12 protein-coding genes and 1 tRNA gene are annotated in these 15,076 nt (G+C 68.6%); 4 read left to right on the forward strand and 9 right to left on the reverse strand.

The window, feature by feature from the left end; all coding sequences use genetic code 11:
* The first annotated feature begins 29 nt into the window (after positions 1–29).
* Positions 30–103, forward strand: a tRNA-Leu gene (locus AB0L97_RS14115).
* A 124-nt stretch (positions 104–227) separates the two neighbouring features.
* Here AB0L97_RS14115 and AB0L97_RS14120 read toward each other — a convergent pair.
* From AB0L97_RS14120 to AB0L97_RS14135, 4 genes are all read right to left on the reverse strand, one after another.
* On the reverse strand, positions 228–1,007 hold the full coding sequence (locus AB0L97_RS14120; RefSeq protein ID WP_364428998.1) for a hypothetical protein: 780 nt from the start codon (positions 1,005–1,007) through the stop codon (positions 228–230).
* 186 nt (positions 1,008–1,193) lie between these two features.
* Positions 1,194–1,628, reverse strand: a complete 435-nt coding sequence (locus tag AB0L97_RS14125; RefSeq protein ID WP_364429001.1) for a hypothetical protein — start codon at positions 1,626–1,628, stop codon at positions 1,194–1,196.
* A gap of 231 nt (positions 1,629–1,859) precedes the next feature.
* Positions 1,860–2,021, reverse strand: a complete 162-nt coding sequence (locus AB0L97_RS14130) for a hypothetical protein (RefSeq protein WP_364429004.1) — start codon at positions 2,019–2,021, stop codon at positions 1,860–1,862.
* A complete protein-coding gene (locus tag AB0L97_RS14135; RefSeq protein WP_364429007.1) occupies positions 2,009–2,332 on the reverse strand; it encodes a hypothetical protein in 324 nt (107 codons plus the stop codon). The genes AB0L97_RS14130 and AB0L97_RS14135 overlap by 13 nt, the downstream gene beginning before the upstream one ends.
* 142 nt (positions 2,333–2,474) lie before the next feature.
* Between AB0L97_RS14135 and AB0L97_RS14140 the strand changes: the two genes are divergently transcribed.
* On the forward strand, positions 2,475–3,656 hold the full coding sequence (locus AB0L97_RS14140) for a helix-turn-helix transcriptional regulator (protein WP_364429010.1): 1,182 nt from the start codon (positions 2,475–2,477) through the stop codon (positions 3,654–3,656).
* A gap of 141 nt (positions 3,657–3,797) precedes the next feature.
* Here the strand turns inward: AB0L97_RS14140 and AB0L97_RS14145 are convergent, their stop codons facing one another.
* Positions 3,798–4,601 (reverse strand): SDR family oxidoreductase, encoded by an 804-nt coding sequence (locus tag AB0L97_RS14145; protein ID WP_364429013.1) that lies wholly within the window; start codon positions 4,599–4,601, stop codon positions 3,798–3,800.
* Between the two features lie 449 nt (positions 4,602–5,050).
* On the opposite strand from AB0L97_RS14145, the gene AB0L97_RS14150 reads away from it, so the two are divergent.
* Both AB0L97_RS14150 and AB0L97_RS14155 read left to right on the forward strand, forming a co-directional pair.
* Positions 5,051–6,454, forward strand: coding sequence for a three-helix bundle dimerization domain-containing protein (locus tag AB0L97_RS14150; protein WP_364429016.1), 1,404 nt, complete (start codon positions 5,051–5,053; stop codon positions 6,452–6,454).
* A 104-nt stretch (positions 6,455–6,558) separates the two neighbouring features.
* A complete protein-coding gene (locus AB0L97_RS14155) occupies positions 6,559–6,882 on the forward strand; it encodes a hypothetical protein (protein WP_355078563.1) in 324 nt (107 codons plus the stop codon).
* A gap of 6 nt (positions 6,883–6,888) precedes the next feature.
* Here the strand turns inward: AB0L97_RS14155 and AB0L97_RS14160 are convergent, their stop codons facing one another.
* The 4 genes from AB0L97_RS14160 to AB0L97_RS14175 form a co-directional block, all read right to left on the reverse strand.
* Positions 6,889–13,056, reverse strand: coding sequence for an amino acid adenylation domain-containing protein (locus tag AB0L97_RS14160; protein WP_364429020.1), 6,168 nt, complete (start codon positions 13,054–13,056; stop codon positions 6,889–6,891).
* Between the two features lie 149 nt (positions 13,057–13,205).
* Positions 13,206–13,748 (reverse strand): hypothetical protein, encoded by a 543-nt coding sequence (locus tag AB0L97_RS14165; RefSeq protein WP_364429023.1) that lies wholly within the window; start codon positions 13,746–13,748, stop codon positions 13,206–13,208.
* Positions 13,749–13,888: 140 nt separating this feature from the next.
* Positions 13,889–14,500: a DUF305 domain-containing protein gene (locus AB0L97_RS14170; RefSeq protein ID WP_364429026.1), complete on the reverse strand. Its 612-nt coding sequence runs from the start codon at positions 14,498–14,500 to the stop codon at positions 13,889–13,891.
* Positions 14,501–14,587: 87 nt separating this feature from the next.
* Positions 14,588–14,818 carry a hypothetical protein gene (locus AB0L97_RS14175; protein WP_355078567.1) on the reverse strand — a complete coding sequence of 77 codons (231 nt, stop codon included), beginning with the start codon at positions 14,816–14,818 and terminating at the stop codon, positions 14,588–14,590.
* Between the last annotated feature and the right edge of the window lie 258 nt (positions 14,819–15,076).

The following is a 15,076-nucleotide window of genomic DNA, read 5'->3' on the forward strand; positions in this document are numbered from 1 at the left end:
GCCGTACGACTCGGTACGCTGTCCCGGACGCCCCTATAGCCCAATTGGCAGAGGCAGCGGACTTAAAATCCGCCAAGTGTCGGTTCGAGTCCGACTGGGGGCACTTACTGAGCCGAAGGTCGATCGCTTCTCTCGCTGCCCTTCGCACCCATGCGGACGCCCTCCGTCTGCAGTCCTCGGGTCGAGCTACTGTGCCGACCTGGACCAGGGAGCTGGCAGTGCGAGCGCTAGGACATCGGTCCATTCCACGAGAATTCGGTCGACCAGGTGAGTCCTGCCGTGTGGTCGGTAAGGGTCAGCTCGAAGTCCCAGGGCGTGTCTGCGATGTCGTCCGGGATCGGGGCCTGGAAGGTTCTGATCGTTCGTGTCGCCGAGGTCGATTCGCCGGCCACCACCTCCGAGGTTCCGAAGTTGGCGCGCAGGACGGCATCGACCTCGTAGTCCCAGATGGATGGTGCGCGTTCGTCGAGCGCGGTTGCGGTGTAGAGGAACTCGATGCCGTTGGGATCGAGCGTGATCGGTCCGATCCAGGCCTCGATCGGACCATCCTCGTCGGTTACGAAAGCTGGATTCGTCAGCATGGCCAATCGGCCCCGTGGATCGCCCAGCGGCGCTGAGTAGACGATGTCGTTCGGCCGAGACAGTCGCCTCACCCAGGGACCGTCGGTGGTGACGTCGTCGATGGTCAGCTCGATATCGAGCGGTGTCGTATCCGGGCCGAGGTCGGGCAATGTGAAGGTCGTGCCGGCGTGGGTGTCGGACGAGCTGCTTCCCCAGCCCACGTCGGTGGCCACACCGTTGGCCAGTGCCGACACCCCGACCTGGTAACTCCGCAACGACGGCGCGGCATCGCCGACCACTTCCGCCGCGAGGGACAGCCGCAACCCGGTGGGCGTACGCAACGCTGGTCCGACCCAACTCAGAATTCCGTTGCTGCCGTCGGACACGAATTCCGGGGGCGCCCACACGGCCAGTACACGATCGGTAGTGCGCTCGCTCGGTGACATCGTCGGCTGTGCTCCTCTGGATCGCGTTGGCGGAGGCGGAACGATCTGTTCGGGCCCTGCGATCGCCCCTAGATCAACGTAACAGTGCCGCGCAGGCTGCTTCTGCTGTGCGTCGGCTTCCCCGGCAATTGCGGCGACCGGCTGACCGAACGGCGATCACCCGGTCGCGTCGCACTAGCCGCGTTATCACCCACCCTCAACATCGCCGCAGGGCAGCGAGGCCACCTCTGAGGTCCCGGAAGTTGCGTGCTTACCGGCGCTGATCCAGCCCTTCGCCCGGTATCTGTTGGTGGTGTTCGTCCGGCAGCGATCGTTGTGATACTGCATGACAACCACCTGCTTCCCTTCATCGAAAGCGGGGTTGCTCCTGCGTAACACCTGTACCCACGAGTCGCCGACCTGCGTCTCGAGCTGGACGGTGACCTTGTGCGGATGCCAGTCATCACCGGTGCACTGGGACGTCACTCCCCATTCGATGTACCCGTTCACGGCCCTGATCACATGGAAGTTCCCGGCACACGCCCCCGACCCGGCGGCCGCTGCGGCCGGGTTCGTGATCATTCCCGCCACCGCAAACGCGCCTACGGTGAGTGTCGCCACAATAGACTTATGAATCTTCATAGTTTTCCACCCCGAGAAATATGTTGAGACGTCGCCACTTTCGGCGTTCGCTGCGCGCTGTGCACTGCGGAGAAATGTGGTGACACACTGGATATGACGCATCGCAACGCCGACCGGTTCCACTGATTCGCAGACTCTTAGTGTCCGAGCCGCGCCTCCTGCCCTGCGTCGTCGGCGTCGTGTGGCGGGCCGGACGCACGTTGCCACTAGCCCGTTCGACACGCAGGCGGATCAGAACTCGTTCTGCGAGTGGATCTCCCCTTCGATGCGCTGGCGTATTGCGTCCACCGTGCGGTCCTGGGGAATGTGCTCGGGCCACAGTATGACGAGTGCCAGTACGACCAGCGGCAGACCGATAGCGACGATGTAACCCAGCGCGATCAGGGTGCCCACCCCACTACTGTGCGCAGCGCCGAACCCAGCGGGTATTCCCGCGTGCCGGTGATCAGGTCGGCCATCTCGGTGACGGCCCACCAAGGCGTATCGGGTCTCAGTACGCCGAGGTGAGGGACAACCACCGCGTCGGCCATGTGCTCCAGCGCGTACTGGACTGCGATCAGCGCCGCCAACGCGGCTTGCGCGTCTGTGTGCACGGTGTAGACGATTCTCAGCTTGTGCCGCTGCACCAGCGCTTCGAACTCGGTTGGATCGTGGTCACTGTGGAGCAGAGCTACAGCCTGCCTTGGCCCCTGTTGGTCCGTCACTAGCCCCTCCTGATTCCGGCTTGGTTACACCCGGTATCGAGGGGTCGATCGCCATCACCCCGATACCGGGTGTTGACGAAGAGCCTCTTAAATGTTCATGCTGCCAAGGGCTAGGTCTGGAATAGCCTTTTACCCTGAAGGCATGAGCCTTTCGACACATGCCGGACAGGCGATCGCGGCCGAGCGGAAACTCGCGGGCCTGAGCCAGCGCCAGCTGGCCGACCGCGCCAACTACAGCCTGGCCATGGTCAAGGCGGTCGAGCAGGGACGTGAACCAGCAAGCCCGGCGTTTCTGGCCGCCGCCGCGCGGGTGCTGCGCGTGGAACCCGAACGGCTGACCGGCATCCCGTACCGCGACCTCATCGAGAAGGACGGGCCGCTGGAGGGGCTGGCCGAATTACGCGCCGTGCTCGCCGAGGGTGCGTACGTGCGCCCTGTCGAACCGCCCTCGCTCGCGGCACTCGCCGCAGAGATGGCCGCGGTGGACCTCGCGTATCGGAACGACAAGGGTCGGGTCGCGCTTGCACGTATGCCGGACTTGCTGCGACGACTGTATGGAGCACTGCATAACACTGCCCACGGAGAGCGTGGAGCGGTGTTCTCGCTGTTGTGTGCCGCCTACGTGACTACTGAACGGCTATGCAGGCGCTTCGGATTCATACATCTGGCACCGACCGCACTTGATCGGCTCGAATGGGCTGCCGCATCGGCGGACGATCCTCGCTACGCGGCTCAAGCCAAAATCAAACGCGCGCGAATTCTCATGTACCACGACTCCAACGACACCGGCCTTCGGTTGGTAGAGAGTGCGCTCGACGAGATCGAAGGTGACGACGAAGCCTCCAATGCGGTGCGCGGCTATGGGCACCTGTGCGGCGCGATCGTGGCCGCGCGGAGTGCCCGTTCCGATATCGCCGCAGAGCACATCGATCATGCGCGGCGTCTTGCTCCGGCAATGCGCGGTGAATCCGACCTGTACGGCACCCTGTTCGGCCCTGCGAACGTCGGTATCCACTCCGTTGCCGTCGCGCTCGAAGCGGGTGACCCCGGCAAAGCAGCGCACGAAGGCTCAGCTCTTCTGCTTCCTGGCAAAATTGCACCGCCCCGAGCGGGGCACCACTGGCAGGATGTGAGCCGCGCGTGGCTGATGATCGGCAAGCCGGACCAGGCGCTCGACGCCCTGAACCGTGCCCGCCGCGTCGCTCCGCAACAGACCCGATTGCACCCGTCGGTCCGTGAAACGGTGTATGGCATCGCGGCAGCGCAGCGCAGACAGACCAACAGCCTCACCGGGTTTGCCTCGTGGCTCGGCGTACAACTGTGAGCGCCACCACGGATATTGCAGATCGGCAAGCCCTGTGGCTTCGTGATCGGTGCTACTGGCTGCACGGCACGGGCAGTGGGCGATCGCGACATGACGTAGCTGTAACGGCGGTGAGTTGCGGGCCACCCGGCCCGCAACCTGTCAGCGTGAAAGTCCGTGGGCGCGGGCGATGATGCGTTCCATGGCGGTGCGGGGGAGGAGGCGGCGGAGGGTGAAGAGGGCGGGGGCGTTGCTGCCTACGGCGTAGAGGGGTTGGGGGCGCGGGGCTTCGATCGCTTTGACGATCGTGGTGGCGACCTTTTCGGGGGTGATGCCCTTGGACTGGTTTTCGTCGAGTTTCGCCATGAAGGTCGTGAAATCGGCGGTGTGGGGGGAGTCGTCGCTGAGGTACTTGGTGCGGCGTTCGCGGAGTCCGGTGTCGATCTGGCCGGGCTCGACGGCGGTGATCCAGACGCCGAAGGGGGATTCCTCGAAGCGGGCGGCGACCGCGAAGCCGCGCAGCGCCGCCTTGGTGGCGACATAGGAGGAGCGGTAGGGCATGGGGAAGCTGGCGAGCATCGACCCGACCATGACGACGCGCCCGTAGCGGCGATCCCGCATGCCGGGCAGCACCGCCTTGGTCAGGGCGATCGGGCCGAGCACATTCAGCTGGAACAGTCGCTCGACGGCGTCGGTGGGCAACTCGGCCAGCGGTCCCGCCTGGCTCTCGCCCGCGTTGTTCACGAGCACGTCGACGTGGTCCAGACCGGCGGCGAAGGCCTCGATCGAAGCCGGATCGGTGAGGTCGAGCGCGCGGTACTCGACCTCGGGCAGCACGGCGTCCGAACCGATGGCGTCGGGATTGCGGCTGGTGCCGATCACCCGATACCCCCGCCCGGCCAGCGCGGCGGCCGTAGCCTTCCCGATTCCGGACGACGCACCGGTGACCACAGCGACGCGAGACATAACGCTCCTTTTCGACGGCAACATGCTGACGATATCGTCAGCTCTCGCTCTGTGCTACCAGAAAGTAACTTCGGTGCCGTCGATGTGCTGCGGAGCCGACCGCACGACGAACGCGGCGTCGATGCCCGCCCGGCCCAATGGCGGTGGGAAACGGGAGTACAACACGTGGTGGCGGCTCGGATATTGCCCATTGAATTCTGCATGGCGGGTTCGAGCCCGGACGTGGCGTCGGCGGGCTGTCGTGTGTGCCGCGCTCGCGTGGTTCGCGGGCCTGTGAGCTGGGCGGACGGGTGTGCATGGCGACGTGGGATGCGCACCGGCGCAGTCGAAATCGTTCACCGGAGGGAAGCCGTTCCGGATGTCGGCGGTGGAGGGATGGGGCTAGTGTTGGCCGGCGCGGTGCAGGCCGGAGACGCTGCCGCGTTACCCCCGACGCCGAGGAGATTGTGGTGGTTGTCGATACCGTCCGCGAGGAACAGGCGATCCGTCAGATGACGGAGCGGCTGGTCGAAAACTACACCGAGACTTATTCTCCGGACCATATCGAGAGCGCCGTCGGTGCGGCGCGGCGGAAATTCGAGGGCCGCCCGGTGCGGCAGTTCGTCCCGATTCTGATCGAGCGGTTGGTGCGGCGGGAATTGGAGAAGTCTCCCGAGGCGGAAGTGCAACCCACCACGGTCCCGATGGACAAGTCGCCGCAGGCCCCCGCCGCCGCTCCCGGGAAACTGTCGGAGATCCGTGAGCTTTTGTCGTCCAAGAAGCGTTTCGCACCGTACGCCGTGGGCGCCGTCGTCGTTCTGACGGTGATCGCCGTGGTTCTCGCCGTGCGGCAACCCGCTCCGGAGGCGCCCGCCGCCGCTCCCGCGCCCGCCGCGGCGCTCACGGTCGTCCACGGTGTGGTCGGCTCGGAGAAGATGCCGTTCTTCTCCGACCCCAAGGTGATCGACGCGCTGGCGCGCAACGGCGTGCGCGTCGAGGTCGAGCCCGCCGGTTCGCGGCAGATCGCCACGTCCATCGATCTCACGAAATTCGATTTCGCCTTCCCGTCCAGCGAACCGGCCGCCGAGCGAATCCAGCGGCAGCGCAACGTGACCGCGAAATACACGCCGTTCTCCTCGCCGATGGCCGTCGCGACGTTCGCGCCGATCACCGAGCTGCTCACCCGGGCGGGAGCGGTGCGCCCCGGCCAGGTGCCGACGCTCGACCTGCGCCGCTACCTCGAGCTGGTGCGCAACGGCACCCGCTGGGACGAACTGCCCGACAACACCGCCTACCCGGTGCGCAAGAACATCCTGATCTCCACCACCGACCCGCGCAGCTCCAACTCCGCGGCCATGTATCTGGCCGCGGCGAGCTATGTCGCGAACAACAACACGATCGTGCAGGGGCAGAACGCCGAGCAGGCCGTCCTCCCCGCGGTGTCGCGGCTTTTCGTGGGCCAGGGTTACACCGAGAACACCACCGAGGGCCCGTTCAACAACTACCTCGCCACGGGTATGGGCCCGACGCCGATGGCCTGGATCTACGAGGCGCAGTACGTCGAGGCGACCGTGCGCGGCCAGATCAAACCCGAGATGACGCTGCTGTACCCGTCACCGACGGTGTTGTCCCGGCACACGCTGGTGCCGTTCGGCGCGGCGGGTGACCGGCTCGGGCGCCTGCTGTCCACCGACCCGGAATTGCAGCGCCTGGCCGCCGAGCACGGCTTCCGCACCAACGACGGCGCCCAGTTCGCGAAGGTCGTCGCCGAACGCAACGTCCCGGTGGCCCCGGACCTGCTGGACGTCGTCGCCACCCCGACCTACGACACCCTGGAGCACCTGCTCGACGGAGTAACCAAGTCCTACAACTGAACCCGGGGCGGATCGCCGCTAGCGTTTCGGTGGAGAGGATCCGGGCACCCTCTTCGCATCAGATACCGGAACAACGGCCGGTATCGCGGCGGGAGGAACGACCAGTGACAGCGGACGACGGCCCATGGGAGATCCCTCCGATCGATGACGCCCCGGATATCGCGCGCGACTCCGCGCCGCCGCCGGGAGCGACGATGGCCGACACCAGGAACTGGCCGGGGTACGGGTTGCTGCTGGTCGCCGCGGCGGGTGCGATAACCGCGGCGGTGCTCGCCGGCTGGGGGTTCGGCAGGCTCTCGGTCGTGGCCGCGATCATCACGGTCGTCTTCCTGCTGATCGGGGTGGGCCTGATCGTGCTGGAGCAGGTGCGGGCCCGCAGGCACGCCGCACCGCCCGCCGAACGGGCCACCGTGCCGCCGGGGTACTGAGGAGCGTCAATCCCGGGGCAGGAAACCCGACTCGATGAACTCCCGGACGAAGGTGTCCACTACCGCACGGTCGATCTCCGGGCAGGCCATGCCGGTGTCCGCGAGCGCGGCGCGGGTGTGTTCGTCGGCCCAGTCGAGGTGACCGGCGAGTCCGGCGAAGTCGTGGCTCAGCAGGGCCGCGCGCACCAGCGAATCGTCGCCGAGCGCGTCGCGCCGCCGCGCTTCCCTGGCCAGGCCCGCGCGCACCGTGTCCTCCGGCATCGTCGCCACCGGCAAACCGTGCGCGCGCAGACTGGCGAGGATCTCCCCGACCGCTACCGGGGCCCGATTGACCAGGTGATAGACGGTTTCCGAGCGCGGACGAGCCGAGATCTCCACGATCGCGCCCGCCACATAGCTCACCGGAACCAAGGAAACGGTCGCCTCGCCCACGTCGGGCGCCATGCCGAGCATCGCGGCGGCTCGCACCATGTTCCACAGCGAATCCTGCGGGCTGTTGACGCCGATGTCCGGGCAACCGCAGATGGTGCTCGGACGGTAGATGGCGATGGGCACACCACGTTCGCCTGCTTGGCGGACCAGTTCCTCGGCGGCCCATTTGGAGGCGAGGTAGCCGTTGCCGGACACCTGCCCCGCGGGTAGGCGGATGTCCTCGGTGACCACCGGCGAATCCGGCGTCGCGGCGACGGCCGCGCCCATGGTGGAGACCAGGTGGAACGGCTTGACCCGCCGCGCCGTCGCCAGCCGCAACAACTCGCGGGTGCCCTCGACGTTGGCCTGCCGTAGCCGGGCATAAGGATCGACGTGATTGACGCGCGCGCCGTTGTGATAGATCACGTCGATGCTGTCGGCCAATCGGTCGTAATCGGCCGGGTCGAGGCCGAGGCGCGGTGCGGTGAGGTCGCCCGCGACGACGACGATCCGCTCCGCGGCGGTGGTTCCGGAGAGCCGGTAGTGGCTCAGCGCACCGAGGATTCGGTCGATGCCTTCCTCGGCGTCGGCGGCGCGCACCACGCACCACACCCTCGCCTCGGTGCGATCCAGCAGGGCTTGCAGCAGGTGTACGCCGAGAAAGCCGGTCGCGCCGGTCAGCAGGATCTCCTGTGGCGGACCGGTGTGCGCGGGCTCGCATCCGCCGATGCCGATCTCCGGCTCCAGCACGGCGTCGCGTTCGGGCGTCGCCGCGGTGGGGGCGGACCCGCCCGCTAGTCGCGCCGCGAGGCCGCCGACGGTCGGGGTCGCGAGGATCGCCGACATCGGCACGTCGCGGCGGAGCCGCTCCGACAGCCGCTGGTGCAATGTGAACGCGAGTAGTGACGACCCGCCGAGTTCGAAGAAGTCGTCGGCCACCCCGATCGGGGACACGCCGAGCACGTCGGCGAAGACGTCCGCGACCGCGCGCTCCAGTGCGGTGCCGGGCTGCGCACCGGTGCGTGCGGCGAATACCGGCTGGGGTAGCGCGGCGCGGTCGAGCTTCCCGCTGGTGTTCACCGGCAACGCGTCGAGCGCCAGCACCGCCGACGGCACCATGTAACCGGGCAGCACGCGAGCGACCGACTGACGCACGACATCCGGGTCGACCGTGGCCCCCGGCGCCGCGACGACGTAGCCGACCAGCCGGTCACCGGCATCGGAGCCCTTGACCGCCACCGCGGCCCGGCCCACCGCAGGGTCGGCCAGCAAAGCCGCTTCGATCTCACCGAGTTCGATGCGGTGGCCGCGGACCTTGACCTGGAAATCCGTGCGGCCCAGATAGTCCAGGGTACCGATGCGGTGCCAGCGCACGAGGTCACCGGTCCGGTACATCCGTTCGCCCGGGTGGAGCGGATCGGCGACGAACCGGGCCGCGGTCAGACCCGGCGCGCCATGGTAACCGCGGGCCAGCTGAATGCCACCGAGGTAGAGCTCGCCCGCCACTCCCACCGGAACCGGCCGCAACCGGTCGTCCAGCACGTGGCAGCGCGAATTCCATTCCGGCACACCGATGGGAACGCCGGCCGCGGTGCGATCGGCGGCCGAGACCGCGTGTCGCGTGATACTCACCGCGGCCTCGGTAGGTCCGTACAGGTTGTGCAACTCGGCCGTGGTCACGTTCGCGAAGGCACGCGCGGTTTCCGGCGGCAGCGCCTCTCCGATGACGAAAACAGCTCGTAGCGAGGACAGTTCGTCCGCCGTTGCCTGCTGGGCGAATACCGTGAGCATCGCGGGAACGAAATCGGTGAGCGTCACCCGGTGCTCGGCGATCAGCCGGGACAGCGCCGCCGGGTCGCGATGCTCGTCCGGTCCGGCCAGCACCATCCGCGCGCCCGCGCGCAGCGGCAGGAAGTAGCCCCACAGGGACACGTCGAAGGTCGCGGGAGTTTTGTGCAGATAGACGTCGGTGGCGTCGACAGCGTATTCCGCCTGCATCCAAGCGAGCTGGTGCACGATCGCCCGATGGCTGATCGCCACGCCCTTGGGGCGGCCGGTCGACCCGGAGGTGTAGATGAGATAGGCGGGGTGGTCGGCGTGCCACGGTGTCCGGCGCTCGGCGTCGAGCACGGGTTCCGCGCCGAAGCGGTCGAGGTCCAGGGTGTCGATGTCGTAAGCCTCGGCCGCGGTGAAACCGTCCGCCGCGGTGGTCAGCACGCACCGGGGCGCCGCCGATTCGAGCACGTACCGGATGCGCTCGGCCGGGTGTCCCGGGTCGATCGGCACCCAGGCCGCGCCCGCCGCCACGATCGCGTGCAGCGCGACGACCTGCTGGATCGACCGCCGCATCGCCACCGCGACGACGGTCTCCGCACCCACGCCTCGTTCGATCAGCCAGCGAGCCAGCCGCGCGGATCGTTCGAGCAGTCGCGCGTAAGTGAGCGTCTCGGATCCGCAGACCACCGCGATCGCGTCCGGCGTCGCCGCGGCCTGCCGCGCCGTCGCGGCGGTGAGCGGCTCGGCCCGCACGTCGTGCTCGGCTCCGGCGCCCCAGGAGCGGATGCGTTTGTGCTCGACCGGGTCCATGATGTCGATGTCGCCGACCACGGCGTCGGGCTCGGCCGCGACCCGCAGCAGGGTGCGGATGTAGCCGTCGAGGAAGCGCTGCACCGTGTGCTCGTCGAACAGGTCTGTGCTGTAACCGAATCGGATGATGATCTCGCCGGGCTCGCCGTCGTCGTCGCGGATGTCGACCACGCCGATGTGCAGATCGGTTTTCGCCGTGTCGGCGTCCACGTCGAGGAACGACACGCTGGGCCCGGACAGGTCCAAGGTGGCCTGCGTGAAATTCTGGAAGGCGAAGCCGACCTGGTAGAGCGGGTGGCGTCCGGGTGATCGGGTCGGATCGACGGCGTCGACCACGTGCTCGAACGGCACCTCGGAGTGCGCGAAGTTGACCAGATCCCGTTCCCTGGTGCGGTGCAGCAGAGCGGTGAAACTCTCCGCGGGCTCGATCCTGGTCCGGGAGACGGTGGTGTTGACGAACATGCCGACGACATCCGCGAGCGCGGGCTCGGCCCGGTTGGTCATCGGCACGCCGATCGCGATGTCGTAGCTTCCGGACAGGCGGGCCAGCAGCACGGCGAGCGCCGAGCGCATCACCATGAACAGCGTCGATCGGTGGGCGCGCGCGACGGTGAGCAGGTCGCGGTGCAAGGTCGCGGGCACCGTCCGCTGAGTGGCCGAGCCGCGCAGTGTGGCCACCGGCGGGCGCGGCCGGTCGGCGGGCAGGTCGAGTTCGTCGGGCAGACCGGCCAGCTCGCCGGTCCAGTACGCCAGTTGCCGCGACAGCGGTGAATCGGGGTCGTCGCGGGAACCGAGCAGATCCTGCTGCCACAGGGCATAGTCGGCGTACTGCACATCCGGTGGCAGCCAGGCCGGGGCGGCTCCCGCGCTACGGGCGGCGTAGGCCAAAGCGACGTCGCGGGCCAGCGGCGCCAGCGAGGATCCGTCGGCGCAGATGTGGTGAAGGGCGCAGACCAGGACGTACTCGGTGGGGGTGCGCAGCAGCCGGACGCGCAGCGGCACCTCGGCCGACACGTCGAACCCGTGCCGCAGGATGGCGCGGACGCGGTCGGGTACCGCGTCGTCGGACAGTTCCTCCACCGCGAAATCGTCTACCACCTGCTCGGTGCCGAGGATGAGTTGCCGCGGTCCGTTCGCGTCGGCGGGATATCTCGTACGCAGCGACTCGTGCCGCTCGACCGTGTCGGCGAATGCCGCGCGCAAGGCGGGAATATCCAGCTCCGACAGCCGCAGCGCGAAGCCGATGTTGTCCACCGAGGACGTCGTGTCGAACTGGTTGCGCAGCCAGAACCGCAGCTGGGCCGGCGACAGCGGGATACGCTCCGGCCTGGTCCGTGCGCGCAACACCGGGCGTGCGGTGTCGAATTGCTGCGAGCGGATCGCCTTGGACAAGGTGGTGACTGTCGGATGGTCGAACACCAGCCGGGGTGGGATGCGCAGCCGCCATGTTTCGCTCAGGCGCGCGGCGACCTGCGTCGCCAGCAGCGAGTTGCCGCCCGCCGCGAAGAAATCGGCGTCCGCGCTGAACCGCTCTCGGCGCAGCACGCGTGCGAAGACCTCGGCGACCGTTTCCTCGCCGAGGTCGACGGCGGGCCGGTAGTCCGGCTCGTCCAGGGCGCGCACGCGCAGCGCGGGCCGATCGGCCTTGCCCGTCGGGGTGCGTGGGATCCGATCCACGACCGTGATCGTGTTGGGCACCATGTACTTCGGCAGCAGCGCGGCCAGCGCGTCGGCCAGCGTGGCGGGGTCAGGGGCATGGCCCGGTTCCGGTTGGACGAAGGCGGCCAGCGTGGTCTCGCCCGCGGCGGTCTTGCGGTCGACGGTCACGGCCAGCCGGACGCCGGGCTGTGTCGACAGGATGGCGTCGATCTCGCCGAGTTCGATCCGGAAACCCCTGACCTTGACCTGGTCGTCGGCCCGGCCGAAATAGTCCAGATGGCCCGAGGTGGTGCGCCGGACGAGGTCGCCGGTGCGGTACATCCGCGAGCCGGGCGGTCCGAACGGGTCGGCGAGGAACCGCTGTCCGGTCAGATCCGGGCGTCCGTGGTACCCCCGCGCCACCCCGGGCCCGGACACGTACAGCTCGCCGACGACGCCGACGCCGACCGGGCGCAACCGGTGATCGAGTACCTGGCAGCGCATACCCGGCACAGCCGACCCGATGGTGCCCGGTGCGTCCGGTGACAACGGCGGGCTCAGCGTCGCCATGATGGTGGATTCCGTGGGGCCGTAGGCATTCTGGAACAGACGGCCGTCGGCCGCCCAGTGCCGGGGCAACATCGGCGGGCACGGCTCGCCGCCGACCATGACCGAACGCAGGGCGGGCAGTCCGGTCGGCTCGATGGTGGCCAGCGCTGACGGAGTGAGGAAGGCGTGGGTGATCGCCTGCCGTGCGAGCAGTTCCACCAGTGCGGTGCCGCCGTACAGGGTCGGTGGGGCGATCACCAGCGTGGCGGCGGAGCAGATCGCGAGCAGCAACTCCAGCACCGAGGCGTCGAAGCTCGGTGACGCGAAGTGCAGCACCCGCGCGTCTTTGTCCAGCGCCTGCCGCGCGGCCAGTTCGGCGCACAGCGGGGCGAGCCCGGCATGGGTCACGGCGACGCCTTTCGGGCGTCCGGTCGATCCCGATGTGTAGATCACGTAGGCCGCGTGGGTGGCGCGAAGTCGAACGGGGCGTTCGAAATACGCGATCGGGCTCGCGGGATTCGCCGCCACCTGTGCGATCACTTCGGCATCGTCCAGCGCGAGCCAGCGCACCTCGGTGGGTAGTGTCGCCGCGTGGGCGGCCTGGGTCAGGCCCAGCGCGGCACCGCTGTCGATGACCTGGAACTTGATGCGGGACAGGGGAAGTGCCGGGTCCACAGGGACGAACGCCGCACCGGACTTCGCGATCGCCCAGACCGCGAGCACCGAATCGAGCGAACGCGGCAGCGCCACCGCCACCGCTGTTTCGGGGCCCGCGCCCGCGGCGATCAGCGTGCGGGCCAGCCGCGAGGAGCGCGCGTCGAGGTCGCGGTAGGTGATCTCGCTGTCGTCGCAGACCACGGCGACGCCGTCGGGATTGTGCTCCGCGGCGGCGGCCAGCAGCGCGGCGAACGTCGGCGTGGCCGATTCGGCGGATCTGCGGCGGCGGCCTTTCCGGGCGGGTGGACGAGTATCCCGGATACCGCTGGTCATGTAATCGTCCCGTTCCGCGTGGCAGTAAACGGCCAGATGCTACAGCCGCACGGCGGGATTCCTCAACGATGAGAAGGCGATACCGCTCCGGTCGAACGGCGGCGCGTGCCGCGAGCCGTTGGCACGCGCGTGAGCCCGAGCGGCACGGTTCAGCGGGTGCCGTGCCCCTGACAGGCGGTCAGCGCGGTGTTCTTCGTGGCGTTGAACCGGTCGATCGCGGCGTTCAAAGTGTCGGTGTCGGCGCGGCGGGCCAGCGTGTCGGCCAAGGCGTTGGTGTCGTCGCGGTAGGCGCGCAGCGGGGTGGCGATCCCGGACGGCACTTCTCTGGTCACGCTCTGGTCCACCGAGCGCCCGTTGTTCCGCAGCGTCGTGACAGCCGCGTCGGCTTTGCCGTTCGTATCGGGATCGCCGCGGCCTTTCGTGTTGCTTGCATCGATGTAGTCGTTGAACGCGCGTACCGAGCTGCCGTTCGCGGCCAGGAAGGCGTCACAGGCCGACTTGGTGGCGCGTTCGGCCGCGGCGGCCCGTGCCGACGAGGCGGCGGCCGAGGAGGAGGTGACCTCGGAGGCGTACGCGGCCAGGTCGGTCCGGTTGACCTCCGCCGTGCCGGAGATCTGCTGTGCGCAGGCGCCGATGGTCACCGCGCCCGCCGTGGCGGCCACCAGCAGGCCCGCGCGTTCGAGTCGTCGCATGGTCGGTCCCTCGCTCCCCTCGGAAGTCCGGCCGGGACGGATGAACGGAGCCGGACAATCCGAAGGTACGTCGCGGGGACCCGCCACGCCGAGCCCGCGCCGATAACGATGGCCAACCGATATCGGCGCGGGGGAGCGGTTCAGCTCTGGCCGAGCATGGCTCGCATCTGCGCTATTTCGGCCTGCTGGGCGGCGATGATCCGCTGAGCGAGCGCCTTCGCGTCGGCGTTCTCGCCCTCGGCCAGCTCGGTCTGGGCCATGGCGATCGCGCCCGCGTGATGCTCGATCATCATGGTCAGCCATTGACGGTCGAAGTCTGGACCCGATGCCGCGTCCAGCGCCGCCATCTGTTCGGCGGACATCATGCCGGGCATCTCGTGGCCGCCGTGCCCCTCGCTCGGGGTGGGCGCCGGTTTGCCGAAGCTCTGCAAGAGGGTGGTGATCTGCTGCATCTCCGGCGCCTGTGCTTGCTCCACCTGCGTGGCGAGCGCACGCAGCTGCTGGTTGTCGGTGTGCGTCGGCACCAGCCGCGCCATTTCGATGGCTTGGGCGTGATGCGGATACATCATCTGGAGGAACATCACGTCCGCGTCGTTGTGCGCCGCACGGGCGGGTGCGGTCGTGACGTCCGCGGTGGTGGTCGAGGTGCCGTGCTCGGTGGTGTGCCCGGTGTCGGCGTCGCCGCATCCGGCGAGGCTCACCGCGGCCGCCGCGGCGAGAACGAGGGCCGATCGGGTGCGAGTGATGAACATGGGGTCGCTCCTTGCGAAGTGCGAAGTCTGAGGATGGAGTGGACTGCGCCGCCACCGTGGTTCGGACACACGGCGGCGACGGAGTTGTCAGATCCGCAGAATCGCCAGTTCGGCCAAGGTGAGCACGGTCCACGGCGGCGGTCGTGCACGCCGCGCCCGCCAGTGCCGCGGTCGTGCCGCACCGCCGCCGGGGCGATCGAACGCCAATCGGCGGAGCAGCACCAACGCGGCCAACGCGATGGAGGCGGCCAAGATGAACACACAGCCGTGCAGTGCGCTGTGCTCGCCGTCGCACCCGCCGCCCGCGCAGTGGGACATCTTCGCCGCGACGGTCGCGTGCCATGACGCGCCTGAGGTCGCCTCGACGGCTCGAGGCGCAGACGAGTAGCGGGAAGCGACGGCCGGTGTGTCCGTGCCCGGGGTTGCCCGGACGGTTGGCGGGGTAGTCGAGTCGCGGGAAGCGACGACCGGTGCGGATGCGCCCGGGGTTGCCCGGACGGTTGGCGGGGTAGTCGAGTCGCGGGAAGCGACGACCGGTGCGGATGCGCCCGGGGTTGCCCGGACGGTTGGCGGGGT

Source organism: Nocardia sp. NPDC051911, from assembly GCF_040681035.1.
GTDB classification, from domain to species: domain Bacteria; phylum Actinomycetota; class Actinomycetes; order Mycobacteriales; family Mycobacteriaceae; genus Nocardia; species Nocardia sichangensis.